The following is a 24,416-nucleotide window of genomic DNA, read 5'->3' as shown; positions in this document are numbered from 1 at the left end:
AAACCTCACGTAACCGACTGGAAGGCCTGCTCGCCGACGAGCTTGCGGCGCAGCCAGGCCGAGAATTGGTCGACGGCGATGACTGTCGACAGAAGGAGAAGGATGATGGCGAGGGTCTTTGCTTCGTGGCCCTGGCCAATCGAAAGACGGAGCGCTTCGCCGATCCCGCCGCCGCCGACAGCGCCGATGATTGTCGAGGCGCGTACGTTGATCTCCAGACGCAGCAGGAAATAGCTCATGAAATTCGGCATGACCTGGGGCGTGATCGCGAACCAGACGCGCTCGAACCAGTTCGCGCCGACCGCTCGCAGGCCTTCGTCCGGCCGCATGTCGGCGTTCTCGATGACTTCGAAGAACATCTTGCCGAGCGCACCGATGGTGTGAACCGTGACTGCGATGATGGCCGGGATCGGGCCGAGTGACAGGATGGCCAGGAAGAAGCCGGCAATGACCACTTCGGGAAAGGCGCGCAGGATTTCCATGACACGACGTACCGGCCAGCGGATCCAGGTGTTCGGCATGGTGTTCCTTGCCGCGAGGAAGGCAAAGGCATAGCCGAAGATCATCGCAATCACGGTGGACAGAAGCGCGATGTTCACCGTCTCGAGCATCTTGTGAAAATATTCGGGGATGTAGAGGCTCTCGGTAACGTAGAACCGCCCTTCCGGGTAATTGTACTTGAGACTGCCATCATCATAGGGAGACGGCAGGTCGAACAGGGCGCGCCAGATCTCCCATCCGTCACGAGGGGCGAGGTCGCCGATGAAATCGAAGAGATAAGGCAGCCTGTCAAAAAACTTGCCGGCATTCGTATCGTTTGCGAACCAGAGCGAACCTGTCACGGCTAGCAACAGAATGACGGCACCGAGGCCTGTGTAGATACGCCGCTTCGCCGCGAGTTCCTGCCAATGGCGTTCTACGACCGCGCCGCGTTCGCTCAAGGGTGGCTGTGTCGCCGTCATGGCCATCGCCGCAAATTCCTCTGGGAAAGGCTTCAAGGAAAGACCGCCGGCGGTGGATCCGACCGGCGGTCTCATTGGTCTCGTCTGCGATCAGCCGCCGATGGTCGCCTTGCGGGCGTCGATGATCGGCTTGTAGAAATCGACGTTGACCTCGGTGAAGCCAGCGAAATCGCCGCCCTGGATGGCCGAGAAGCAGGCCGGGTCGGACTTCGGCAGATCCATCATGAACTGCTTGAACTTGGTTTTCATGTCCTCGTTCATCGAGGTGCGGACAACGACCGGGCCGTTCGGGATCAGCGGGGATTTCCAGACTTCGACGAGGTCATCCATGTTCAGGATGCCCTTGTCGACCATCTTGCGCAGGTTGCCGGAGGAGTAGCCGTCCTTGAACTCGCCAACGCCAGAGCCCCAGGTCGTGCCAGCGTCGAAGGTGCCCTTGACGACTTCGAGAACCAGGTTTTCATGGCCGCCGCCGAAACCGGTCGAAGCGACGACCTGATCAACCGGAGCGCCGAGAGCTTCCGGCAGGGTCACGAGCGGGACGAGGTAGCCAGAGGTGGAGTCCGGATCGGCATAACCCAGCTTCTTGCCCTTGATGTCTTCGATCTTGGTGATGCCAGAATCCTTGCGGGCCACCATGATCGAGTAGTAGCCACTGGAGCCGTCGGTCTGGACGGTGGTCAGGATCGGCTCGACGGCGTCGGCCTTGGCGAGATAGACCTTGGCGAAGGCCGAGGCGCCGAGTTCGGCATAGTCGAGCGTGCCACCGAGCAGGCCCTGAACGACGCCGTCGTAGTCGGCGGCCGGGAAGAGCGAAACCTTTTCGACGCCGAGGACCGACGGCAGCTTTTCGGTCATGCACTGGAAATTACGCAGGCGGTCGGCTTCGTTTTCGCCGCCGAGGATACCAATGCGGAATTCCTTGAGATCTTCGGCGTGAACGCCAGAAGCCAGAGCAACGAGAGCCGCCGTAGCGAGCAGGGTCTTCTTCAACATGAGTGCATCTCCTGTTTCATAGGATGGGAATGTCTTGACTTCTTGCCCTTGACGCAGGGCCTGCGATCGTCGTGGCTCAGGCCTCGGCAACTGCGAGAGGGCGAAGGCCAGCGGATGAGGTCTTGCGCTGTTCATTGTCTTGATGCGCAATGTTGATGCTCGTCGAGGTCATGGTCTCGTCGATGCCGGCGCCATGTTTGTCGGCGCCGTAGATTTCATGCACGGCTTCGGCCGTGAGTTCGTTCGGGGAGCCGTCGAAGACGACGCGGCCACGGGCCATGCCGATGATGCGCTCGCAGTAATTGCGTGCGGTATCGAGCGTGTGCAGGTTGGTGATGACGGTGATGCCTTCGCGCTCGTTGATGTCGCGCAGCGCGTCCATCACGATCTTTGCGTTGAGGGGATCGAGCGAGGCGATCGGCTCGTCGGCAAGGATCATCTTTGGCGACTGCATAAGGGCGCGGGCAATTGCGACGCGTTGCTGCTGGCCACCGGATAGCGTGCCGGCTGCCTGCAGGGCGGTTTGCTCGATACCAAGGCGTTCCAGGGCGGCGATCGCCATCAGACGCTCTTCGCGGGTGAAAACATTGAGGATCGAAAGCGCGGTCGACCGATGGTTCAGGCGACCGAGCAGCACATTGGTCAGCACGTCGAGGCGTGGCACCAGGTTGAACTGCTGGAAGATCATGGCGCAGTCGCGCTGCCAGTTGCGAAGCGCCGTGCCGTGAAGATTGGAGATCTCGAGATCGCCAAACATAATGCTGCCGGAGGTCGGATCGACGAGGCGGTTGATCATGCGCAGCAGCGTCGACTTTCCGGCACCCGAACGTCCGATCACGCCAACCATCTGGCCGGCCGGAATCTCCAGAGTCACCGAGTCCACGGCCTTGTTGGTCCCGAACTGGCGGGTGAGGTTGTCCAGCCTGAAAAGCATCGTCTTTCCTTCGCCGTCATTAATTGCGGTGCTGGGAATGCATTAGCGGTGGCCCGTGAAGCCGGAATGTCAGATTTGTGTAGGATTTGTTAAACCGTATAAGCTCTTGAAAATATTTATATTATCGGTGTTTTTCGAAAAAGGTTTCTGTGTCCATGTGACGAAAATCGTCGAGTGCGGCGAACAGCCGGTCGTGATCCCAGTCCCACCAGGCGAGTGCCCGCATGCGTTCGGCAACCGGTCCGGGTAACCGTTCGCGGATCAGCTTTGCCGGAACACCGCCGACGATGGTGTAGGGGGCCACATCGCGTGAGACGACGGCACCTGCGCCGACCACCGCGCCGTCACCGACGTTGACGCCGGGGAGAATTGTCGCACCATGGCCGATCCAGACGTCGTGTCCGATCACCACGCGGTTTCCCCGACGCCAGGCGAAGAAGTCGTGATCGTTTTCCGCACCATCAAAATAGTCGGCAGCGCGATAGGTGAAATGATGCAGCGTCGGGCGCCAGGTCGGGTGGTTGGTGGCGTTGATACGTACGGCCGCCGCGATATTGGCGAACTTCCCGACCGTCGCGCACCAGATGGAGCCATCCTGCATGATGTAGGAATAGTCGCCCATCTCCACCTCATCGAGGCGGCAGCGATCGGCGACTTCGGTATAGCGGCCGAGCGTCGAATTGATGACCCGAGCGGTCTCGTGGACGAGGGGTTCAATCCCGAGCTTTTTCGTCATGCTGCAGCCTTGCGGGGCGAAAACTGCATCACGTCGAGGATCCGGTCAGCAACCGCTTCGCGGACTTCCTCGTCGTGGAAGATGCCGAGCAGGGCAACGCCTGCTTCCTTCTTGGCGCGGATCATCGAGACAACCACGGCACGGTTCGTGGCATCGAGCGAAGCGGTGGGCTCGTCCAGCAACAGCACGGTATGATCGGTGATAAAGCCGCGCGCGATGTTGACGCGCTGCTGCTCTCCGCCAGAGAAGGTAGAGGGGGGCAGCTGCCAGAGATCCTGCGGCAAATTCAGCCGGTCCAGAAGTTCGCTTGCGCGTTCGCGGGCCTCTTCGACTGCGGTGCCGCGTGCGACAAGCGGTTCGGCGACGACATCGAGCGTCGAGACGCGTGGTACGGTGCGCAGGAATTGGCTCACATAGCCGAGCGTGCCGCGCCGGACTTCGAGCACCATGCGCGGATCGGCACTTGCAATATCGACGATGCGGCCGCCGTGATTGATCAGGATCTGTCCCTGATCGACGGCATAGTTGCCGTAGAGCATCTTCAGGGTCGAGCTCTTGCCGATGCCCGAGGGGCCGCCGAGCACGACGCATTCCCCGGCCGCCACCGAGAAAGATACGTTGGAGATCACCGGCAGGACGAGCCCGCCGCGCAGATGCATGATGAAGCTTTTCGCGACTTCCGAAACAATGAGGGGCGTGGCCATGAATATCTCCGTCAGACCTGCAGGATCGAGGATACGAGCAACTGCGTATAGGGTTCGCGGGGGTCGTCGAGGACGCGGTCGGTCAGGCCGTGTTCAATCACATTGCCATCCTTCATGACCATCATCCGATGAGACAGAAGTCGGGCCACGGCGAGATCGTGGGTGACCACGATGGCCGAAAGGCCGAGATCGTTGACGAGGCCGCGGACGAGATCGAGCAGGCGAGCCTGGACCGAGACATCGAGGCCACCGGTCGGCTCGTCCATGAAGACGAGGCGGGGGCCGGTCACGAGATTGCGGGCAATCTGCAGGCGCTGGCGCATGCCGCCGGAGAAGGCGCGCGGCTGGTCGTCGATGCGGTCGATGGAAATCTCCACCCGCTCCAGCCATTCGCTCGCTGTCTGGCGAATTTTTCCATAATGCCGGTCACCGATTGCCATCAGGCGCTCTCCGACATTGGCGCCGGCGGAGACCGTCATGCGCAGTCCGTCGGCAGGGTTCTGGTGCACGAAGCCCCAGTCGGTCCGCATCAGGAAGCGACGTTCGGCTTCACCCATATGGTAGAGCTCGCGATACTGGCCGTCGCGCATATGGTAGTCGACGCTGCCGGTCGTTGGCATGAGCCGGGTCGACAGGCAGTTCAGAAGGGTCGTCTTGCCCGAGCCGCTTTCGCCGACGATGGCCAGCACTTCGCCCGGCCACAGGTCGAAGGATACGTTCGAGCAGCCTATGCGCTTGCCATAGAACTTCGAGAGGTTGCGAACTTTCAGAAGCGGCTGGTCACTCATTCCGCGGCCTCCTTGGAGAGCTTTGGTTTCTGGGCGAGCATTTCGCCGACATGGCCCTCGGCCTGGCGCGTCTCGCAATGGTCGGTGTCGGAGCAGACGAACATTCGGCCACCCTTGTCGTCGAGCACCACTTCGTCGAGATAGACATTGTGGGCGCCGCAGAGCGCACAGGGCTTGTCGAAGGTCTGGATCTCGAAGGGATGGTCCTCGAAGTCGAGGCTGACGACGTCGGTGAAGGGCGGGACGGCGTAGATGCGCTTCTCGCGGCCAGCGCCGAAGAGTTGCAGGGCTTCCGACATGTGCATCTTGGGATTGTCGAATTTCGGTGTTGGCGAAGGGTCCATGACGTAGCGTCCCTCGACCTTCACCGGATAGGCGTAGGTCGTGGCGATGCGGCCGTGCTTGGCGATGTCCTCGTAGAGCTTCACATGCATGAGCCCGTATTCTTCGAGCGCATGCATCTTGCGCGTTTCGGTCTCACGCGGCTCGAGGAAGCGCAGCGGTTCCGGGATCGGGACCTGGTAAACCAGAACCTGACCTTCCTTCAACCTTTCCTCGGGAATGCGGTGGCGTGTCTGGATGATCGTCGCTTCACTCGTCTTTGTGGTCACGGCGACGTTTGCGACTTTCTGGAAGAAGGCGCGGATGGAGACGGCGTTCGTCGTGTCGTCGGCGCCCTGGTCGATGACCTTGAGCGTGTCGTCGCGGCCAATGATGGAGGCTGTGACCTGCACACCGCCGGTGCCCCAGCCATAGGGCATCGGCATTTCACGGCTGGCAAACGGCACCTGGTATCCGGGAATGGCGATCGCCTTCAGGATCGCGCGGCGGATCATGCGCTTGGTCTGTTCGTCCAGATAGGCGAAATTGTAAGTGGCGAGTTCGGTTGCCAGCGCGGTCATTCTGCCGCCTCCTTCAGGTCAGTCTGTTCGGTGCGGCTGGCCTCGTGCTTGGCCCGCATCCGGCGGACAAGGTCGAGTTCTGCCTGGAAGTCGACGTAGTGGGGCAGCTTCAGATGTTCGACAAAGCCGGTTGCCTGGACGTTGTCGCAATGGGAGATGACAAATTCTTCGTCCTGGGCAGGCGCGACGACGTCCTCGCCGAATTCCTCCGTCCGGAGCGCCCGATCGACGAGCGACATGGACATGGCCTTTCGCTCGCTCTGGCCAAAGACAAGACCATATCCGCGGGTGAACTGGGGCGGCGCCTTGGCCGATCCCTTGAACTGGTTGACCATCTGGCATTCCGTCACCCGAATTTCGCCGAGCGAGACGGCAAATCCGAGCTCCGGGACGTCGAACTCCACCTCGACGAGCCCCATGCGGATCTCGCCGACAAACGGGTGAGAACGGCCATAGCCGCGTTGTGTCGAATAACCGAGCGCCAGCAGGAAGCCCTCGTCGCCGCGGGCGAGCGCCTGGAGACGCAGGTCGCGTGGCATCGGAAATTCCATCGGTTCACGGGTTATGTCGCCTGCGATGTGATCTTCCGGCATCTCGCAGTCCGGCTCGATCAGGCCTTCGCCGTCGAGAATGTCCGAGACCCGCATGACATGTTCCAGGCCGCCCTCGCGCTGTTCGCCCGTCTCCACGGCATCATCCTCAAGCAGTGAAGGATCCAGCAGGCGATGGGTGTAGTCGAAGGTGGGCCCAAGCAGCTGTCCGCCGGGCAGATCCTTGTAGGTGGCGGAGACACGGCGCTCCACGCGCATGCCGCCTGTTTCGATCGGACGCGAGGTGCCGAAGCGTGGCAGCGTCGTGCGATAGGCGCGCAGAAGGAAGATTGCCTCGATCATGTCGCCGCGCGACTGCTTGAGGGCCAGTGCCGCGAGCGCACAGTCGTAGAGCGACGCTTCGGCCATCACGCGATCAACAGCAAGGCCCAGCTGGGCAACGATCTGGTCGATGGTGACGGATGGCAGCGCCCGATCTCCACGCCGGCGGTCTGCGAGCAGTTTGTGGGCGTTGGCGATGGCCTTTTCGCCACCCTTGACGGCAACATACATGGCTCAGGCCTCCATCTCACGGATCTTGGTGGTGCGCGGAAGGGCTACAAAGCGGTGGCCGCAGCTGAGGATGACATCGACCCCGCGCGGGAAGATCGCGCCATTGTCACTCCATTGCCGCAGGAAGGTTTCCGGCAGGCCTTTCGGTGCGATCATGGCTGTATCCAGGATACCAGGGCCCGTCAGATGCAGCGGTTGGCCATCGTCGAGTGCGGCAACCTCGATCACCAGCGTCGTCGACCGATCCGGATATTCCTGGGTGCCAGGGGAAAACTGCGTGAGCGAAGGAACCGGAGCCCCGGCTTCGACAAAGGCAAACCTGGTTTCAGATTTGTCGCTGGTCAGGCTCGCCCCCGTATGGAAGCTGATCCAGGCGGGCAGGGCCGATTTCGCAATGGTCGATGATACCCAGATGGGGGTGTCATGGTCGCAGAGTGTCAGCAGCAGAGCGCCGGCGGCAATGCCAAGCGGTGCGGGTGGCGCGACCGGCACCTGCACGAGGCCGAGGGTCCCGGGCCGGGCCATGGCATCCATGACGGCGCGAAAGATTTCCTGTGCATGTGTTGCGGCATCGGGGAAGCCGCCCTCCAGGGTTTCGGTGTGTTCAAGCATCAGTCTTCTCCGCGAACCATGGTGAAGAAATCGACCTTCGTGGCAGCCGTCTCGGTTTCCAGTCGTTCGGCCTCCGCTGCGAGGCGTGCCTCAAGTGGCGCGAAGAGTGCGGGCTCCAGCATGGCCAGGGCCGCTTCGTCTTGCGCCAGGGCGTCGAGCACGGCCGAGAGGTTCGCTGCCTTCCGGTTCGTGCCGAGGCGATAGCCGTGACCAATGCGCCCGTCGGCGAGCCGCACGCTTGCCCGGCTCACGGTCGCTTCGCCAAGATTGAAGGGCGCGCCGCCGCCGCCGATGCGACCCTTGACCATCACGAGTCCGGTTTCCGGACCGCGCAGCGTAGTGAAGCCCGGCGCGGGTTCGATCGTCGCGATGGCATCCTGCAGTTCGGCAAGCGTGGCCCTGGCCAGCAGATCGACGATCCGCTTTCGCCTGGCCTGTGCACCGGGTTCGATTTCGTTGGCTCTGTGCATTGTCAGTCCTCGAAATGTCTAGTAATGTAGACAACTATACAAGTTACTTTAGAAGTAGTCGCTGGTCGTGACAAGCTTGTGACAGGGAGCCCAATTCCAGTGATGCAGAGACAGAAGGGCGTTGCCCTGTGGCGCCAGATTTCCGACCGGATCCGCGCCAACATCCTGGCAGGTCTTTATGACAGGACAGGCATGGTGCCGGCCGAAACCGCCTTGGCACAGGAGTTCGAGGTCAACCGGCATACGGTGCGGGCGGCGCTAGCCGCCCTGCAACAGGAGGGGATCGTGCGTGCGGCACAGGGCCGGGGCACGATGATCATCCAGCGCGACAAGTTCGATTTCCCGATCAGCCGGCGTACCCGGTTCACGCAAGGCATCGGGGAGCAGGCGCGCGATCTCAAGGGTATTCTTCTCTCGTCCTCGCGCGAAGTGGCCACGCCGGACCTGATCGAGCGTTTGCAGTTGTCGCAGGGTGATGAGGTCTTGAGACTGGACGGGGTCCGAACAGCGGATGGACGGGCCGTCTCGCGCTCCACGATGTGGTTTCCGGCCGAGCGGTTCGCCGGCATCGACAAGACTTTTGCCGAGACAGGTTCGATCACCCGTGCCCTGTCGGCATGTGGCGTGGATGACTACTTGCGCGATGTGACGGAGATTTCAGCGGTGCATGCCGAGCCGGACGACGTCGCACATCTGGAATTGACGCCGGGTGCAATCGTGCTCGTCACGCACGCGGTGAACACCGATCCGGAGGGGCGTCCCATCCAATTCGCGGTCACCCGTTTCCCGGCAGACCGGGTCCAGTTCACCATTCGAAACTGAGATGAGGCCGGCCTTTGCCGACCTCATCCCGCAGACGTCAAACGGCCTGATAGGCGGCGAGAACCGCCGAGATCTGTTCAGGGCTCAGATTGTTGGACTGGGTCGCGCTGATCGCCCGCAACTGGGCCGGCGTCATGTTCGAGATCTGGCTCACCGTCAGGCCCGGAAGCGCCTGCTGGCTGATTGCCGCGATGTCATCGGTCGAGAAGGTTCTGAAGTTGGTGGCGCCCAGCGCCGTCAACTGCGCCGAATTCAGGCCGGCCACCTGTGCTGCCGTCAGGGCTTCCGCCTGGTCCGCCGAGAAAGCTCCGACCTGTGACACGGTCAAGCCACCGATTGCCTTGGGATCCATGGACGCGATCTGGCTGGTCGACATCCAGTTCAGCTTGTCGGTTCCAAGCGTCGCCAACTGGATGGCGTTCATCGAGCCGATCTGTGCCGTCGTCAGCGCCCCGACCTGATCCTGGGTCATCGCCCGAAGCTGATGATAGGTAAGACCGGCGACTTGCCCCGTGGTCAGGGCTGCGATCTGTTCGGGTTGCAGTGTTGCAAAGACCGCCGGTGCCAGACCGCCGATGGCGCTCGGGGACAATGCCGCAATGTCGGCAGAGGACAAGGTTTCGAGGGCGGCCGGGCTAAAGGCGGCCAGCTGGGTGGCGCTCAGCGCACCGAGCTGGACAGAGGTCATCGCGTCGATCTGGCTTGCCGTCAGTGTGGCGATTTGCGCACTACTCAGGCCGGCAATGGCCTTCGTGGAAATGGCTGCGATCTGCGTGGCCGACAGGGCCGAAATGGTTCCTGACGATAGCGAGGCGATCTGGGTTGCCGTGAGGGCGCCAATCTGCGTTGCGGTCATCACGCCGAGCTGGTCCGGCCGCAGTGCATTCAACTGATCGAAGGTCAAGGCGCCGACCTGTGCTGCCGTCAGCACCCCGATCTGCTCCTGGCTCAGGCCGGAAATGTTGGCGGCCGACAAGCCCGAGATCGCGGATGGTGCGATTGCAGCAAGCTCGGCGTTGGAGAGCGTCGCCAGCTGTGCGGACGAGAGTGCACCGATCTGCGTGGCCGTCAGTGCGGCAATCTGGGTCTGGCTGAGACTGTCGATCTGGGTTGTCGACATGGAGGCGATCTGGGCGGTGGTCAGCCCCGGAATAGCCTTGGCGTTCAATGCGGCGATCTTTTCACTCGTGAGGGTGGCCAGGCTGTCGTTTGACAGCGCGGCGACCTGGTTGGCACCCAGGGCGCCAACCTGTGTTGTCGACAGGAGGGTGACCTGTTGCGGTGTGAGGGCGCCGATCTGTGCCGGTGTCAGCGAGGCGATCTGGCTGGCCGTCAATGCGCTGATCTGGTCGGCTCCTAGTGCGGCAATCTGCTGGGTAGTCATGCCCCCGATCCCGGTGGCGCTGAGGGCAGCCAGTTTCGCGGTTGGCAGGCTGGAAAGCTGGGTCGGTGTCAGTGCGGCGACCTGCGCACCGGTCAATGCGCCCATCTGCGCCGTCGTCAACGCTTCGATCTGGTTGGTTGACAACGCGGCGATCTGGTTCGTCGAAAGCGCTGATATCGCGGACGCGCTCAATGCGGCGATCTGCTCCGGCGACATCGCCCCGAGGGAAGCCGTCGTCAGTGCCGCCGCTTGCGTTGCGCCAAATCCGGCCACCTGCTTTGCGCTCAAGGCATCCACCTGGGTCGGCGTCAGGGCGGCGACCTGTTCTGCACTCATTGCTCCGAGCTGAGCAGGCGTCAAGGCAGCAACCTGGTCGAGGTTCAGCGCAGCAATGGTTTCAGCATCGAGACTGGCGAATGCGCTCGTATTGATCGCCGCGATCTCTGCCGGCAGAAACGCGAGTATGTCGGACTTGCGCATGGCGCCAAGCTGGGCGGCAGTCAGACCGGAGATCTGGGTCGCCGTCATGGCGTCGATCTGATCCGCCGACATGGCGGCGATCTGATCGGTGCTCAGGGCGGAAATCGTGCGCGCAGAAAGGCCTGCGATCTGCTCACGCGACAGCGATGCTATGTTGCTCGGAGAGAGCGACGCGATCTGGGCGGTCGTGACGGCTTGCAGCTGGCTTGCAGTCAACGATGCAAGCTGGGTCGGCGTGAAGGCGACGACCTGTTCATTCTTCATGGCGGCGATCTGGCCCGTCGTCAGTCTTGCGATCTGTTCGAGGCTCAGGCTGTCGATCTTGTCGGCGGAGATGGACGAGATGGCGCTCGTCGAAATCGCCGCAATTTCTGCCGGAAGCAATGCTGCCAGTTGGGCTTTGGACAGTGATCCGATCTGTGGGCCGTTCATTCTCGCGAACTGTGCAGCGGTGAGACCGTCGATCTGGCTGTCTTCGAGCGCGGTTATCTGCTCTGTCGTCAGTCCCGTGATCGAGGCTGGCGAAAGCGCTGCGATCTGGGACGGTGACCAAGCCTTGACTGCGCTCACAGAAAGCGCGGAAATCTGGGCGGCGGTGAGGGCCGTAATCTGGCCATTCGACATCGCTTCCGTCTGGAAGGCGGTCAATCCGGCGATTTGCTCGGCCTTCAGAGCCTTGATCTGGCTGGTCGTGAGTGCTGCGATCTGGTCCGGACCAAGTGCTGCCATGCGTTCTGCTGTCAGACCAGTGATCGCCTTGGTGCTGATGGCAGCGATCTTCGCCGGGCTCATGGCGTCGATCAACTCTGCCGGCATGGCTTTGATCTGTGCGGCACTCAGGGCTCCGACCTGTGAGGTGCTCAGACCATCCAGCTGATCCATCGACATCGCGCCGATCTGGTCAGCCGTGAGGCCGGCCATGGCTCGGACGCTGAGCGCAGCAATCTGCTCGCCCGACAAGCTGGCGATCGCTTCGACCGGCATGGCGGCAATCTGGGTGCCGGTCAGGCCGCGTATCTGCGTCGCAGTAAATCCTGCGATCTGGTCGGGCGTGAAGACTGCCACCTGTGTTGCCTTGAGCGCCGAGATCTGGGTCGTCGACATGGCCGCCAGCTGGCTGAAGCTCAATGACGAGATCTGCGAAGAGGTCAGTCCGGTGACGGCCGCAGAACTGAAGGCACCGATCTGGGCGGGCGAAAGGCCAGAAATCTGGGCCGTCGAGAGGCTTGCCACCTGTGTCGCGGTCATGGCGGAGATCTGGGATGTGCTGAGGCTTTTCACCTGATCAACGCTCATCGCGGCAAGTTGCTCGGCATTCAGGCCAGCTACCGTCTTCGGCGTGAGTGCCGCGATCTGGGTCGTCGTGAAACCCGCGACTGTCGCTGGCGGCAGTGCTGTGATCTGGGATGCGCTGAGAGCCCTGACCTGTGTCGCGGTCAGGGCCGACAGCTGATCCTCGCTGAAGGCAGACATCTGCGTCCGGGTCAGCGCCGAAATCTGCGCGCCTGTCAGGCTCGCGACCTGCGTCGGTGACAAGGCCGCAACCTGATCTGTGGAAAGTCCCGAAATGGCGCGCGAATTGATGGCCGAGAGCTGACTGGTCGAGAAGCTGGCGACCTGCTCCACACTCAAGGCCGCAAGTTGCCGCGATGTCAGCGAGGCCATCTGGACTGTCGTCAGTGCCCCGATCTTCTCGTTTCCGAGTGCGGCGATCTGTGTTGTGCTCAGTCCGACGACGGCGCGTGCGCTGATCGCCGTGAATTGCGTCGTGGAAAGTGCTCCGAGCTGATCGGTCGTCAGAGCAGCAACCTGCGTTCCGCTGAGCGCCGCAATCTGCGTGTTCGAGAAGGCTGCGACCTGCTCAGGCGTCAACGCTGCAATCTGGGCGGGGCTCAATGCGGCGATCTGGGTCGATTTCAATGCCGCAATCTGGGTTGTCGAGAGCCCGGCGATCCTTTCCGGCGACTGCCCGCGGAGAGCAGCCGTATTGATGGCTGCCATGTCTTCAGCGGAAAAGGTTGCAAGGTCTTCGGCGCTGAAGGCGCTGAGCTGGGTCGCGGTCAGTCTGGCGATCTGCGCGGGTGTCAGTGCTTCCGACTGCTCCGTGCTCAAGCCGCCGAGCTGGGCCGCCGACATGGCCGCGACCTGGGTGGAGACCAGACTTGAGACATCTTCTGTCGAGAGCGCCGTGATCTGGTCCAGGGTGAGGCCGGTGATCGAACGCGGGGCAATAGCCTTGAGCTGTGACGTCGACAGCCCGGCCACCGCTTCGGTTTGCAGCGCGGATATCTGGGACGACGTCAGCGCGTTGACCTGCGAGCTCGAAAGCTGGCTCACCTCCTCGTCAGACCAGGAGTTCACCGTCGAATTGGGGAGCGCCCGGATCTGGGCAGGGCTGAGCAGGGAAATGGGCGACGTCATGTCTATCGGCCTCTTGTTTCAAACGAATGTGCTCAAAAGTATTTCACCGGTTTTCATTCCATCCGATCGAGGCGACGCATCTCAACCTTTTCAGCGTTCCGGCAGAAGGTCTCGCCCGGCAGGCTTGTGGAAGTCACCCGGTTTGACCCGGTTCTAGCCGCCAAGACTTGCCTGAGCCTGTGCTTCCACATCTCCCGGTTGGTTCAACAACAAAAAGCGCGAGGTGCTTTGATGGCGCGGCCGTACTGTAAAATTGTCATAGATCAAGGCGAGGTCTCTATTGGATCGACATGTTCGCCTTGGTCCGCAGCCATACGGTGCAGACAGCTGCAGGTGTTTCGGGCCTGTTCTTCCCATTACCAGATGAGAGATCACGCTTGATCGCAGAGGGTCCCAGATGACAGACAATCTTGAGGAACTGGCAGTGCACGCATTGCCGAAGGACGAAACCCTTCGGATCATCGGTTCGCAAAGCACAGGACTCGAAACGCCAGAGGCGGAGCGCAGACTTGCGGCTCATGGGCCGAACCGCCTGGTCGCGGCACCGAGCCGAGGCCCACTGGTTCGCTTTCTTTCTCAGTTTCACAACGTATTGATCTATGTGCTCATCGCCTCGGCCGTTGTAACGGCGTTCCTTCAGCACTGGATCGATACCGGCGTTATCATTGCAGTCGTGCTCGGCAACTCGGTTGTCGGCTTCTTGCAGGAGGGGCGAGCCGAGGAGGCAATGAATGCGATTCGCGGCATGCTGGCGCCACGTGCCGCGGTGCTGCGGGACGGCCGTCGAACATCTGTCGATGCGTCGGACCTCGTGCCGGGCGATATCGTCCTGATCGAGGCGGGCGATCGGGTGACGGCGGATATGAGATTGCTGGAGGCGCGTAGCCTCAAGCTCGAAGAGGCCGTCCTGACCGGCGAATCCGTTCCGGTCGACAAATCTACCGACCCGGTTGCAATCGATGCTGCGCTCGGTGATCGCAGTTCCATGCTCTATAGCGGGACACTCGTTGCGGCTGGCACCGGGCGGGGCATTGTGGTCGCAACGGGCATGGCGACAGAAATCGGCAAGATCAGTGGTATGCTGGAAAGGGTCGTAACCCTGTCGACGCCGCTCGTGCGACAGATGGACATTTTCTCGCGCTGGCTGACGCTCTTTATCCTTATCATTGCGGCACTGCTGCTCGCCTACGGACTCGTGGTCGGTCATCTGCCTTTTGCCGAACTCTTCATGATCATCGTCGGTCTTTCGGTTGCCGCCATTCCTGAGGGCCTGCCAGCCGTGATGACGATCACGCTCGCCGTCGGGGTGCAGGCCATGGCCCGCCGAAACGCAATCGTGCGCCGTCTGCCGGCGATCGAAACGCTCGGCTCGGTGTCGGTGATCTGCACGGACAAGACGGGCACACTGACCCGAAATGAAATGATGGTGGCGAACCTGGTCGCAGCGCGTCACATCTATCGCGTCGACGGTGACAGGTATGCACCCGGCGGCGCCGTCCGTTGGAACGAAGCCGATGCGAATCCGCGTGAACATGCCGTGCTTCTCGCGTTCGCCCGTGCGGCGGGCCTCTGCAATGATGCCGTTCTGCGCTCGGCCGATGGGGCATGGCAGGTCGAAGGCGATCCGATGGAAGGGGCACTGATGGCCCTTGCGGGCAAGATCACCGGGAACGGGGGCGATCCGTTCGCGGTGGGCTGGACGCGTGTCGACGCCATCCCTTTCGATGCGGCGCACCGGTATATGGCTGTGCTTCATCAGGACGAGGAGGGACGAAGGCATGTGCATGTGAAGGGTGCACCGGAGGCAGTTTTTGCGCTCTGCGCCGCCCAGTGCATGCCGGACGGCCAGACTGCGGCCCTCGACCTGGCCTATTGGGAGACCATGGTGGAAAGCCTCGCAGCCAAGGGGCAGCGCGTGCTCGCCGTGGCGGCCGGCGCTCCCTCGGACGACGAGCAGCCGCTGACGCAGGATGAACTCTCCGGCACGTTGATGCTGATCGGTCTCGTCGGTCTCATCGATCCTCCGCGTCCCGAGGCGATCGCTGCCGTTACCGAATGCCACCTGGCCGGGATCCGGGTGAAAATGATCACCGGCGACCATGCTGCAACCGCCCGTGCCATTGCGGGCATGGTCGGGCTGAAGAACAGCGAACTGGTGCTCACCGGAGCAGACATCGACCGCATGGACGACGCGACGCTGGCGCTTGCGGCGATGGAGACCGACATCTTTGCCCGCACTTCGCCGGCGCACAAGTTGCGGCTCGTCACCGCGCTTCAATCACAAGGGTTGACGGTCGCGATGACCGGTGACGGCGTCAACGATGCGCCGGCGCTCAAGCGTGCCGATGCCGGGATCGCCATGGGGGTCAAGGGGAGTGAGGCGGCCAAGGAGGCCGCGGAACTCGTGTTGGCAGATGACAATTTCGCGTCGATTGCCGCTGCCGTGCGTGAGGGAAGAACCGTCTACGACAATATCAAGAAGGTGATCAGTTGGACCTTGCCGACCAATGCCGGTGAAGCCACCACGATCATGATTGCGCTTTTCGTCGGCCTCGCCCTGCCGGTGACCGCTGTGCAAATTCTCTGGATCAATCTCGTCACTGCGATCACGCTCGGCCTCGCCCTCGCCTTCGAGCCATCTGAGGAAGGAACGATGCGGCGGCCGCCGCGCCGGCGCGACGAGCCGCTGCTGACGGGCGAGCTCATCTGGCACGTCGCCCTCGTCTCGCTGCTTTTCGCCGCTGCGGTCTTCGGTGTTTTCTTTTATGCGGTGGATAAGGGGCACTCGATCGAGCTTGCCCGGACGATGGCCATGAACACGCTCGTCGTCATGGAGATCTTCCACGTCTTTTTCATCCGCAATATTTACGGAACCTCGCTCACCTGGCGCGCCGTTCGTGGCACGAAGGTGGTTTGGATTTGCGTGATCTCGGTGACCATTGCCCAGTTTGCCGTCACCTATCTGCCCTTCATGCAGTCGTTGTTCGGGACCGAGAGCGTGCCCCTGCGCGAAGGGTTGCTGATCTTCGCCCTCGGATGGGTCTTCTTTGCCCTGGTCGAGATCGAAAAGCAGATGCGCCTGACGTTGCGGAAGCGTGGTTGAGCCGGCTGGGCTCACTCAGGACGCCGAAGGTGGCGCTTCCTTGCCCAGGAAATGCCGTCCAAGGTGGCCGACACCATCCTGGATGTCGGCCTCGATCGCCGCAGAGAGCGCCTCCGCATCGTCCCTGCGGATTGCAGTCAAGGCTTCGGCGTGGCGGTCTATGCGGTAGCTTTCCTCAAGCTTTGCCGTTGCAAGTCGCATGAACGGGCCGAGACGCAACCAGACCGACTCCATGAGGTCGAGCAGGACGCCGCTTGCACCTGGCTCGTACAAGGTGCGGTGGAAAAGGAAATTGAGTTCTGTCGAACGCAGGAGATCATCTGCACCATAGGCTTCGTCGATCATCGCATCGATCTCCTGCAGGCGCTTCAGCCGGTTGGAATCGATGTGCGGCAAGGCGCGGATTGCCGCGAGTGTTTCGAGCGCCGTGCGGGCGGCGATGATTTCCTCGAACTTCGATAGCGTCATTTCCGGAACGCGGACACGGCGATTGTCGAGATATTCCAGCGCGCCGTCGGCGACGAGGCGGTGCAGGGCCTCGCGAACGGGCATGGCGCTGACTCCCAGATCATCTGCGACGCCGTTGATGGTGATCGGCAGACCGGGGGCAACGGCGCCACACATGACACGGGCGCGCAGCGTCCGGTAAACCCGCTGCTTCAGCGATTCCTCCACTTTGCGCTCTTCGCTCGCCATGCTCGACGAAATTCTCCTGCCCTTGTCGGTTGCCAAACTTCGGAATTGTTCGATTTGGGCCTTCACCCTCTTGAAATTTGATCAAACTAACATTTGGTATAGTCTGACGGAGTGCAAGAGGAGAAACCCTCTTTTGCCATGCTGCAGGAACATCTCATGACCGCCAAGACCATCGGCATCCTCGTCACCGGCCATTCGCCTGCCGAACTCGCGAGCGAATACGGCAATTACGCCGACATGTTCGCTGCTCTGCTGGGCAAGTTCGACTTCACCTTCAAGCGCTATTTCGTGGTCGACGGCGAGTTTCCGGATAGCCCGACCGAAGTCGATGGCTGGCTGCTGACGGGATCGAAATTCGGCGTCTACGAGGACCATGAGTGGATTCGCCGGCTCGAAGATTTCATTCGTCAGGTGCATGCGGCCAAGGTTCCGATGGTCGGCATCTGCTTCGGTCATCAGGTGATGGCGAAGGCGCTCGGTGGCGAGGTGGAAAAATTCAAGGGTGGATGGTCCGCCGGCCCGGTCCGTTACAAGCGGTCCGATACGGGTGAGGAACAAGTCCTGCTCGCCTGGCATCAGGATCAGGTGACCCGCGTGCCGGAGGGGGCCGAGGTCGTCGGCAAGACGGATAGTTGCGAGAATGCGGTCATCCGATATGGCGATTGGGGGCTCTCCTATCAGCCGCATCCAGAGTTTTCACCGCGCTTCTTTGAAGGACTTGCCGAGGCCCGCAAGACGGCCATTCCCGAGACGCTTTTCGAAGACGTGAAAAAGGTCGAGGTCCCGATTGCGACCGACAAGATCGCGCAAGAAATCGGCGAGTTTTTGCGGCGTGACCGCTAAGCCGATCAGGAGGACTGGCCGCCGTCCCAGCTCTCCTTGACGAAGGCCTCGAAGAAGTCCGAGAACGTCGCGACCCGCAGGGGGAGCTGTTCGTAGGGCGGGTAGTATAGCGTCAGCCAGATTTCCGGCGTCGTCCACCCCGGCAGGACCTCGACCAGGGTGCCCGCCCGCAGGTCATCCTCGACAATGAAGCGTGGCAGCAAGGCAATTCCCTCCCCGGCGGCGGCCAGGCGGCAGAGAAAATCACCGTTGTTGATCGAAAAGCGGCCCCTGGCATCCACAGTTCGTGTCTGCCCCGGCCTGCTCAGCTCCCAGGTCTCGGTTTTCGAATGGTCATGGTAGCTCAGGCATTCGAGTGTCGCGAGGTCTTCGGGAAGCTTCGGTGTGCCGTGTTTGGCGAGATAGGATGGTGAGGCCACGAGAAGACGGGGCACGGGACGGATCTTGCGCCAGATCGTCGACTTGTCGGTCGGGGGCCCCGAGATCCGGATCGCCAGGTCGTAGTTCTCATCGAGGATGTCGACGAAACGGTCGGAGAGCTCGATTGCGACACTCGTCTTCGGATGAATGATCGCGAACTGTGACAATACGGTTGGCAATACCTTCAGGCCAAGCGACATCGGCGCCGATACGCGGATCGAGCCGGCAGTCACCTTTTGCAGATCCCGCGTTTCCTCCGCCGCCCGGGCAAGTCCCTCAACCAGTGGGGCGACGCGGGCGGCATAGGCGGCGCCGGCCGAGGTCAGCGAAACTTTCCGCGTGGTTCGCAGCAGAAGCTGAACGCCCAGCTGTTCCTCAAGTGCGGAGATGGTCCGGGTAACCGAAGCCGCTGTCATGCCGAGAAGGCGCGCAGCCGCACTGAAGCTGCTATGCTGTGCGACCGCCAGGAACGTCCGGATCGCCTCGACTTCGCCCATGTGATTGTTGCTCCAAATGTAACAATATTCGCAATATTACAGCCATTATCATGCATAAAACCATGACCTATATTCGATCCAACAGAACAAGACCGGCGTGAGTGTCGGGAAAGGATCAGAGCCATGCTTACCCAGATCAAAGGCCTGCATCACGTTACCTCGATGGCTGCGGATGCCCAGGAAAACAACAGCTTCTTCACAAAGACCCTCGGTTTGCGCCGGGTCAAGAAGACCGTCAACTTCGATGCTCCCGATGTCTACCATCTCTATTATGGCGACGAAGTCGGCAATGCCGGGTCGGTCATGACCTATTTCCCCTTTGCCAATATGGGCAAGGGTGGCCGCGGTGCCGGTGAAGTTTCGGAAACGGTGTTCTCCGTACCGAACGGCACGCTCGGCTTCTGGCAAGAAAGATTGTCGAAGGAAGGCGTGAAGGAGCTCGGTGCCTACTCCCTCTTCGGTGAGGATCGCCTGCGTTTTGCCGGTCCCGATGGCGACGGTTTTGCGCTTGCGGAAGTCGATGGTGACAGCCGCGTGCCATTTGCCGGTCCGGTCGGGATCTCCGAGGGGATCCATGGCTTCCGGGGTGTGACCATGCGGCTGCGCGATGAAGGTGCCACCGGCGAACTCCTGAAGTTCATGGGCTATCAGCCGGTTGACAAGCAGGGCGATTTCATTCGCTACGCGGTTCCAGGCGGCAATGGCGCCGACTATATCGATCTCGAAGTCCTGCCGGGTGCATCGCGTGCCATGCAGGGCGCGGGTTCGGTCCACCACGTTGCCTTTGCGGTCGAAGACCGTGCGGCACAGCTCGAAGTCCGCAAGGCGCTTCTCGACACGGGCTACCAGGTCACACCTGTCATCGACCGCGACTACTTCTGGGCGATCTACTTCCGCACGCCGGGCGGCGTGCTGTTCGAGATCGCCACGAATGAACCCGGTTTCAACCGAGACGAAGACACCGCTCATCTCGGTGAGGCGTTGAAGCTGCCGACCCGATACCAGCAGTATCGCTCGCAGATCGAAGCGCAACTGCCCCCGATCCAGGACTAATCGCACAGAGGGGACGATGCCTGAACTTGAAGGCATTGTCCCCTCTTGTGGAGGAACCATCATGGCAATCGACAGCTATATCCATCATTCCCAGGCCCCGCAGGGTGCTGCACCGCTGGTCTTCACCTTTCATGGTACCGGCGGAGACGAACATCAGTTTCCGGGCTTCGTGAACCGGATCCTGCCAGAGGCCGGCATCGTCTCGCCGCGCGGTGACGTCTCCGAATACGGGGCTGCCCGCTTCTTCAAGCGGGCCGGCGAAGGCGTTTACGACATGGCCGACCTCGCCCAGAGGACCAGCCAGATGGCCGCCTTCATCCGCTCCCACAAGGAGACCAACCCGGATCGCCCGATCTACGGGCTCGGTTACTCGAACGGGGCGAATATCCTGGCTTCCGTCTTGTTCGAAGCTCCCGATCTCTTCGATCGGGCGGTGCTGATGCATCCGCTGATCCCGTTCAATCCGCCGGCGCAGCCGCGGCTCGCATCACTTTCGGTATTGATCACTGCCGGCCAGCGCGATCCGATTTGCCCGTTGCCGCTCACCGAGCGTCTGACGGCCTACTTCGGGGCGCAAGGCGCCCGGGTCGAGACTTTCCTGCATCACGGCGGGCACGAGATCTCGCAAGGCGAGGTCGATGCGATCACCGCCTTCCTGCAGAAGGCCTGACATCAGACACAGCAATTGCGAAGGGCCCCGGCGAAGCTGCGGGCCCTTTCTTGCGTCTCGGCGATCAGCCGATCTTGATGAGAGCCTTGATCAGGCCCGATTTCTCGCGCGCCCAGCGCGGCAGATCCGTTGCGAGATCCGCCAGGGTCGTGCGGTGCGTGATCAACTGGTCGATCGGCACGCGTCCTTCGGCGATGGACTTGCGGACGTGATCGAAGTCGATGCGGGTCGCGTTGCGGCTGCCAATCAGCATCATCTCGCGTTTGTGAAATTCCGGATCGGAGAAGGTGATGTCCTCCTTCACGACGCTGACGAGCACGAGGCTTCCCCCGTGGGCAACGAAGCGGAAGGCGCGTTCCATCGAGGGTCGATAGCCCGTGGCGTCAAAGACAACGTCGAAGCCGTCTCCCCCGGTGAGTTCCTCGACCGAAGTTTCCAGGCCCTCATCGGCCAGCAGCCCTGTCGAGAAGCCGAGGCGATCGGCTGCCATTGTCAGGCGTTCCTGGCTGGTATCGAGCAGGGTCACCGCGTGTCCAGCTATGCGCGCGAAGATCGCCGTGCCAAGCCCGATGGGGCCGGCGCCGATCACCAGCGCCCGTGAGCCCGAGGGGGCCATGGATCGGCGGACGGCATGGGCGCCGATCGCCAGGAATTCGACCGTGGCGGCGGCTTCCGGTGAAAGATCGCCTGCCGGATAGAGATTGCCCGACGGTACCGTGATCTCCTCGCACATGGCGCCATCGCCATGCACGCCCAGCACACGAATGTTCGTGCAGCAGTTGGGTTTTTCCTTGCGGCAGGCGATGCAGGTGCCACAGGCGATGTAGGGGTTGACGATGACCTTCATGCCGGCCGGCAGGTCGACCCCTTCGCCAGCCTCCACGATGGTGGCCGAGATCTCGTGGCCCATCACGCGCGGGTATTCGAGGAAGGGGTGCTTGCCCTCGAAGATGTGGTAGTCGGTGCCGCATATGCCGACATGGCTGATGGCGATGCGGGCTTCACCCGCTCCTGGACGCGGCGCCGGAGCGCGATCGACGATTTCGAGACGGCCCGGTTCGACACACAATGCGGCCTTCATGTTGGTTCCTTTCGGCTGCCCGGCAAGATCTTGACAAAAAAAGGGGATGCCATTCGCGGCACCCCCACCTTGGGAAATTCTCAGCGGCTGCCACGGCGGCGGAGCTGGTCGAAGTAGACGATCAGGATAATCAGGGCACCGGTGATGATGCGCTGCCAGAAGGAGTTGACGTTCATCAGGTTGGCGCCGTTGTTGATCGTCGCCAGAATGAAAGCGCCGAGCAGCGGGCCCTGCACCGAACCGACGGCGCCGAAAAGGCTGGTACCGCCGATAACCGAAGATGCGATCGCCTGCAATTCCCAGCCTTCCGCCTGGGTGGCGTTGCCGATCCCGATGCGCGAGGCCAGCAGGATGCCGACAAAGGCCGCGCAGGTCGAGGACAGGATGTAAGCCATGTAGATCGTGCGGTTGACGTTGACGCCGGAGAGGCGGGCCGCTTCACCGTTGGAGCCGACCGCAAAGAGATAGCGTCCCCAGCGGCTCAGGTGCAGGAAGATATAGGCAGGCACGGCAACGACAATGACCATCCAGAACAGGCTGGGTACGCCGAGGAAATCGGCGCGAGCGAAGTTCGTGAATGCGTCATTGGAGATCGAGATGGTCGAACCGTTGGTGATCAAAAGACCGATACCGCGCAGCGAGGTGAGTGTGGCCAGCGTGATGATGAAGGCCGGCAGACCCATGCGGACGATGCCAAAGGCGTGGAAGCTGCCGATCGCGGCACCCATCAGGAGCGTCAAGATGATCGCAAGCCAGACAGGCAGACCGGCTGCCAGGAGCCAGGCCAAAATGACACTGGCAAAGCCGACGACGGCACCGACCGAAAGGTCGATGCCGGCTGTGATGATGACGAATGTCTGCCCGACGGCAAGGATCGCCGTCATCGAACCCTGGCGCAGCAGATTGCTGATGTTGTTCGGGGTCCAGAAGCTGTTGGTCGCAAAGCCGAGAAGCAGCCACAGGAAGAGCAGGAGCCCAAGCAGAGTGAGGCTGAAAAGGATGCTCATGCCCCTCTTCGGCGCGACCTTGGTCTCTGTAGTGTCGGTGCTCATCATTGTCCTCCCAGTCGTCTTTTCGTGTCGTTGTTTGCGGGGATCTCGTCTCAGACGCCGATCGCCTCTGTCAGCACGTCTTCATGCGATGCGCTTCGATAGTCGTGGCTCGCCACCAGCCTGCCCTGGCGGAACACGTGCAGACGGTCCGCCAGTTCATAGACCTCCGGCAGGTATGACGAGATCAGGATAATGCCGGCGCCCTGCTTCAGGAGCTCGGCGAAAAGGCGGTAGATTTCCGCCTTGGTGCCGACATCGACGCCCACGGTTGGCTCGTCGAAGATGAAGAGGCGCGCGCCATGGCTCAACCATTTGCCGATGACGATCTTCTGCTGATTGCCGCCCGACATGGCCGAGGCGAGTACAGCCCGGGTCGGGGTCTTGATCATGAGGTCATCGATTTGCTTGTCGGCATTCCCCGCTTCAAGCTTTCGACTGATGGTGAGGCCCCGGCTCAAGCGACCGAAGACCGGCAGGTTGATGTTGAGGCCGATCGGCAGATTGAGGCAAAGACCCTGGTCGCGCCGGCTTTCTGGTGCGAGCGCAATTCCGAGATCCATGGCCTTGCGCTCGGTGCCGATGACGACCTTCTTGCCGTCCCAGAAGACATCGCCGGCGCTGCATTTGTGGCGGCCATAAAGGCCGAGCGCAAATTCACTGCGGCCGGCGCCGATCAGGCCATAGAGGCCGACGATCTCCCCCGAGCGGACCGACAGCGAGACATCCGAAAATCCGGGACCGGAAAGACCCTTCGTTTCGAGAATGGTCTCGCCGATCGGCAGCTTTTCCTTGTGGTAGATCTGCTCGATCGAGCGGTTGATCATCAGCGAGATGAGTTCGGCATCGTCGGTCTCGCCAATCAGGCGTGTGCCGACATGGGTGCCGTCGCGCAGAACCGAGACGCGGTCAGCGAGTTCGAAGACCTCTTCCATGCGATGGCTGATATAGACGATTGTCACGCCTTCCGACTGCAGGCGCCGGATGAGGCGGAAGAGTTGGGCCGATTCCTGCCGAGTGAGGTAAGCCGTCGGCTCGTCGAAGATCAGGAAACGGATCCCGCGCATCGCGGCTCGGGCCGTAGCGACCAGTTGCTGCTGGCCGATCGTCAGATTGCCGAGGATCTCGCCGGCAGGAAGATTGAAACCGAGGTCGTCGAGCACGTTCTGCGCAGCGGTCGTCATGGCCCGTTGGCGCATGATGCCGCCTGAGGATAATTCGTCGCCCAGGAACATGTTCGCGGCAACCGTCAGGTGCGCACAAAGCACGACCTCCTGATGCACGGCGTTGATGCCGCGATTGATCGCTTCATTGGGTGTCGCCAGCCCCACGTTCTTGCCGCACCAGCGTATCTCGCCTGATGTGCGCGGGATGACACCGGTCAAAAGCTTGATGAGGGTGGATTTCCCGGCTCCGTTTTCGCCGACGATGGCATGGATTTCACCGGCCAGGAAGCTGATCGTTGCGGGCTTCAGCGCCTCCACGGCGCCATACTTCTTCTGCAGGCCGACGAGTTCGAGGATCGGCGTTCCCGGCGGGATGCGATCGGTCTCCCGCAGTTCCGGCTGGTCGTCGTGCCGGTGGCTCACATCGTGCAGCGAAGTCATGTCTATTCCTCCCTCAAGTCAGGGAAAGCGGCCGACGCCTCCCGCGCCCGCCGTTTCCGGTCCGGCACGCGCGACGGATGCCG

21 protein-coding genes are annotated in these 24,416 nt (G+C 61.7%); 5 read left to right on the top strand and 16 right to left on the bottom strand.

Translation table 11 applies throughout. The features are described 5' to 3' along the window. Window positions 1-5: 5 nt before the first annotated feature. From phnE to phnG, 10 genes are all read right to left on the bottom strand, one after another. The gene (phnE, locus tag LJE98_RS10700) at window positions 6-968 is read right to left on the bottom strand and encodes a phosphonate ABC transporter, permease protein PhnE (protein WP_229575204.1); all 963 of its coding nucleotides are present in this window, start codon (window positions 966-968) and stop codon (window positions 6-8) included. An 84-nt stretch (window positions 969-1,052) separates the two neighbouring features. Further along, on the bottom strand, window positions 1,053-1,958 hold the full coding sequence (gene phnD / locus LJE98_RS10695) for a phosphonate ABC transporter substrate-binding protein (protein ID WP_229575203.1): 906 nt from the start codon (window positions 1,956-1,958) through the stop codon (window positions 1,053-1,055). Window positions 1,959-2,034: 76 nt separating this feature from the next. Next, window positions 2,035-2,892, bottom strand: coding sequence for a phosphonate ABC transporter ATP-binding protein (phnC, locus tag LJE98_RS10690; RefSeq protein ID WP_229575202.1), 858 nt, complete (start codon window positions 2,890-2,892; stop codon window positions 2,035-2,037). Window positions 2,893-3,013: 121 nt separating this feature from the next. Next, window positions 3,014-3,628 carry a DapH/DapD/GlmU-related protein gene (locus tag LJE98_RS10685; RefSeq protein WP_229575201.1) on the bottom strand — a complete coding sequence of 205 codons (615 nt, stop codon included), beginning with the start codon at window positions 3,626-3,628 and terminating at the stop codon, window positions 3,014-3,016. Further along, window positions 3,625-4,332, bottom strand: coding sequence for a phosphonate C-P lyase system protein PhnL (phnL, locus tag LJE98_RS10680; RefSeq protein ID WP_229575200.1), 708 nt, complete (start codon window positions 4,330-4,332; stop codon window positions 3,625-3,627). The genes LJE98_RS10685 and phnL overlap by 4 nt, the downstream gene beginning before the upstream one ends. A gap of 11 nt (window positions 4,333-4,343) precedes the next feature. Continuing rightward, window positions 4,344-5,120, bottom strand: a complete 777-nt coding sequence (gene phnK, locus LJE98_RS10675; protein WP_229575199.1) for a phosphonate C-P lyase system protein PhnK — start codon at window positions 5,118-5,120, stop codon at window positions 4,344-4,346. Beyond that, window positions 5,117-6,022 (bottom strand): alpha-D-ribose 1-methylphosphonate 5-phosphate C-P-lyase PhnJ, encoded by a 906-nt coding sequence (locus LJE98_RS10670; protein ID WP_229575198.1) that lies wholly within the window; start codon window positions 6,020-6,022, stop codon window positions 5,117-5,119. Before LJE98_RS10670 ends, phnK begins: the two co-directional genes overlap by 4 nt. Next, on the bottom strand, window positions 6,019-7,125 hold the full coding sequence (locus LJE98_RS10665) for a carbon-phosphorus lyase complex subunit PhnI (protein WP_229575197.1): 1,107 nt from the start codon (window positions 7,123-7,125) through the stop codon (window positions 6,019-6,021). The genes LJE98_RS10670 and LJE98_RS10665 overlap by 4 nt, the downstream gene beginning before the upstream one ends. 3 nt (window positions 7,126-7,128) lie before the next feature. Continuing rightward, window positions 7,129-7,737 (bottom strand): phosphonate C-P lyase system protein PhnH, encoded by a 609-nt coding sequence (gene phnH, locus LJE98_RS10660; protein WP_229575196.1) that lies wholly within the window; start codon window positions 7,735-7,737, stop codon window positions 7,129-7,131. After that, on the bottom strand, window positions 7,737-8,207 hold the full coding sequence (gene phnG / locus LJE98_RS10655; protein ID WP_229575195.1) for a phosphonate C-P lyase system protein PhnG: 471 nt from the start codon (window positions 8,205-8,207) through the stop codon (window positions 7,737-7,739). Before phnG ends, phnH begins: the two co-directional genes overlap by 1 nt. Before the next feature lie 102 nt (window positions 8,208-8,309). Here phnG and phnF point away from each other — a divergent pair, with 102 nt between their 5' ends. After that, the gene (phnF, locus tag LJE98_RS10650) at window positions 8,310-9,029 is read left to right on the top strand and encodes a phosphonate metabolism transcriptional regulator PhnF (RefSeq protein ID WP_229575194.1); all 720 of its coding nucleotides are present in this window, start codon (window positions 8,310-8,312) and stop codon (window positions 9,027-9,029) included. A gap of 37 nt (window positions 9,030-9,066) precedes the next feature. On the opposite strand, the gene LJE98_RS10645 is transcribed toward phnF, so the two are convergent. After that, window positions 9,067-13,314, bottom strand: a complete 4,248-nt coding sequence (locus tag LJE98_RS10645; protein WP_229575193.1) for a hypothetical protein — start codon at window positions 13,312-13,314, stop codon at window positions 9,067-9,069. Window positions 13,315-13,711: 397 nt separating this feature from the next. Between LJE98_RS10645 and LJE98_RS10640 the strand changes: the two genes are divergently transcribed. Then, window positions 13,712-16,417 carry a cation-transporting P-type ATPase gene (locus LJE98_RS10640; RefSeq protein WP_229575192.1) on the top strand — a complete coding sequence of 902 codons (2,706 nt, stop codon included), beginning with the start codon at window positions 13,712-13,714 and terminating at the stop codon, window positions 16,415-16,417. 15 nt (window positions 16,418-16,432) lie between these two features. Here the strand turns inward: LJE98_RS10640 and LJE98_RS10635 are convergent, their stop codons facing one another. After that, window positions 16,433-17,113, bottom strand: coding sequence for a GntR family transcriptional regulator (locus LJE98_RS10635; RefSeq protein ID WP_229575191.1), 681 nt, complete (start codon window positions 17,111-17,113; stop codon window positions 16,433-16,435). A 156-nt stretch (window positions 17,114-17,269) separates the two neighbouring features. On the opposite strand from LJE98_RS10635, the gene LJE98_RS10630 reads away from it, so the two are divergent. Further along, complete coding sequence (locus LJE98_RS10630) at window positions 17,270-17,956, top strand: type 1 glutamine amidotransferase (protein WP_229575190.1); 687 nt, start codon at window positions 17,270-17,272, stop codon at window positions 17,954-17,956. A gap of 5 nt (window positions 17,957-17,961) precedes the next feature. Here LJE98_RS10630 and LJE98_RS10625 read toward each other — a convergent pair whose 3' ends face one another. Further along, window positions 17,962-18,873 (bottom strand): LysR family transcriptional regulator, encoded by a 912-nt coding sequence (locus tag LJE98_RS10625; protein WP_229575189.1) that lies wholly within the window; start codon window positions 18,871-18,873, stop codon window positions 17,962-17,964. 123 nt (window positions 18,874-18,996) lie between these two features. On the opposite strand from LJE98_RS10625, the gene LJE98_RS10620 reads away from it, so the two are divergent. Both LJE98_RS10620 and LJE98_RS10615 read left to right on the top strand, forming a co-directional pair. After that, window positions 18,997-19,926 carry a ring-cleaving dioxygenase gene (locus LJE98_RS10620; RefSeq protein ID WP_229575188.1) on the top strand — a complete coding sequence of 310 codons (930 nt, stop codon included), beginning with the start codon at window positions 18,997-18,999 and terminating at the stop codon, window positions 19,924-19,926. A 61-nt stretch (window positions 19,927-19,987) separates the two neighbouring features. Continuing rightward, a complete protein-coding gene (locus LJE98_RS10615; RefSeq protein WP_229575187.1) occupies window positions 19,988-20,596 on the top strand; it encodes an alpha/beta hydrolase in 609 nt (202 codons plus the stop codon). A gap of 64 nt (window positions 20,597-20,660) precedes the next feature. Here the strand turns inward: LJE98_RS10615 and LJE98_RS10610 are convergent, their stop codons facing one another. The 3 genes from LJE98_RS10610 to LJE98_RS10600 form a co-directional block, all read right to left on the bottom strand. Further along, complete coding sequence (locus LJE98_RS10610) at window positions 20,661-21,677, bottom strand: zinc-binding alcohol dehydrogenase family protein (protein WP_229575186.1); 1,017 nt, start codon at window positions 21,675-21,677, stop codon at window positions 20,661-20,663. A gap of 80 nt (window positions 21,678-21,757) precedes the next feature. Beyond that, entirely contained in the window at window positions 21,758-22,729 is a 972-nt protein-coding gene (locus LJE98_RS10605) for an ABC transporter permease (protein WP_229575185.1), read from the bottom strand. Between the two features lie 50 nt (window positions 22,730-22,779). After that, window positions 22,780-24,333: a sugar ABC transporter ATP-binding protein gene (locus LJE98_RS10600; RefSeq protein ID WP_229575184.1), complete on the bottom strand. Its 1,554-nt coding sequence runs from the start codon at window positions 24,331-24,333 to the stop codon at window positions 22,780-22,782. Window positions 24,334-24,416 lie beyond the last annotated feature (83 nt).

This window comes from Rhizobium sp. 'Codium 1', from assembly GCF_020889605.1.
Lineage (GTDB): Bacteria > Pseudomonadota > Alphaproteobacteria > Rhizobiales > Rhizobiaceae > Allorhizobium > Allorhizobium algae.
Note: the sequence above shows the minus strand (reverse complement) of the source record. Positions and strands in the feature narration are given on the sequence as shown.

Coding starts and splice junctions, on each gene's coding strand:
- phnE (WP_229575204.1), bottom strand. CDS start 968: ATGGCCATGACGGCGACACAGCCACCCTTGAGCGAACGCGGCGCGGTC.
- phnD (WP_229575203.1), bottom strand. CDS start 1,958: ATGTTGAAGAAGACCCTGCTCGCTACGGCGGCTCTCGTTGCTCTGGCT.
- phnC (WP_229575202.1), bottom strand. CDS start 2,892: ATGCTTTTCAGGCTGGACAACCTCACCCGCCAGTTCGGGACCAACAAG.
- LJE98_RS10685 (WP_229575201.1), bottom strand. CDS start 3,628: ATGACGAAAAAGCTCGGGATTGAACCCCTCGTCCACGAGACCGCTCGG.
- phnL (WP_229575200.1), bottom strand. CDS start 4,332: ATGGCCACGCCCCTCATTGTTTCGGAAGTCGCGAAAAGCTTCATCATG.
- phnK (WP_229575199.1), bottom strand. CDS start 5,120: ATGAGTGACCAGCCGCTTCTGAAAGTTCGCAACCTCTCGAAGTTCTAT.
- LJE98_RS10670 (WP_229575198.1), bottom strand. CDS start 6,022: ATGACCGCGCTGGCAACCGAACTCGCCACTTACAATTTCGCCTATCTG.
- LJE98_RS10665 (WP_229575197.1), bottom strand. CDS start 7,125: ATGTATGTTGCCGTCAAGGGTGGCGAAAAGGCCATCGCCAACGCCCAC.
- phnH (WP_229575196.1), bottom strand. CDS start 7,737: ATGCTTGAACACACCGAAACCCTGGAGGGCGGCTTCCCCGATGCCGCA.
- phnG (WP_229575195.1), bottom strand. CDS start 8,207: ATGCACAGAGCCAACGAAATCGAACCCGGTGCACAGGCCAGGCGAAAG.
- phnF (WP_229575194.1), top strand. CDS start 8,310: ATGCAGAGACAGAAGGGCGTTGCCCTGTGGCGCCAGATTTCCGACCGG.
- LJE98_RS10645 (WP_229575193.1), bottom strand. CDS start 13,314: ATGACGTCGCCCATTTCCCTGCTCAGCCCTGCCCAGATCCGGGCGCTC.
- LJE98_RS10640 (WP_229575192.1), top strand. CDS start 13,712: ATGACAGACAATCTTGAGGAACTGGCAGTGCACGCATTGCCGAAGGAC.
- LJE98_RS10635 (WP_229575191.1), bottom strand. CDS start 17,113: ATGGCGAGCGAAGAGCGCAAAGTGGAGGAATCGCTGAAGCAGCGGGTT.
- LJE98_RS10630 (WP_229575190.1), top strand. CDS start 17,270: ATGACCGCCAAGACCATCGGCATCCTCGTCACCGGCCATTCGCCTGCC.
- LJE98_RS10625 (WP_229575189.1), bottom strand. CDS start 18,873: ATGGGCGAAGTCGAGGCGATCCGGACGTTCCTGGCGGTCGCACAGCAT.
- LJE98_RS10620 (WP_229575188.1), top strand. CDS start 18,997: ATGCTTACCCAGATCAAAGGCCTGCATCACGTTACCTCGATGGCTGCG.
- LJE98_RS10615 (WP_229575187.1), top strand. CDS start 19,988: ATGGCAATCGACAGCTATATCCATCATTCCCAGGCCCCGCAGGGTGCT.
- LJE98_RS10610 (WP_229575186.1), bottom strand. CDS start 21,677: ATGAAGGCCGCATTGTGTGTCGAACCGGGCCGTCTCGAAATCGTCGAT.
- LJE98_RS10605 (WP_229575185.1), bottom strand. CDS start 22,729: ATGAGCACCGACACTACAGAGACCAAGGTCGCGCCGAAGAGGGGCATG.
- LJE98_RS10600 (WP_229575184.1), bottom strand. CDS start 24,333: ATGACTTCGCTGCACGATGTGAGCCACCGGCACGACGACCAGCCGGAA.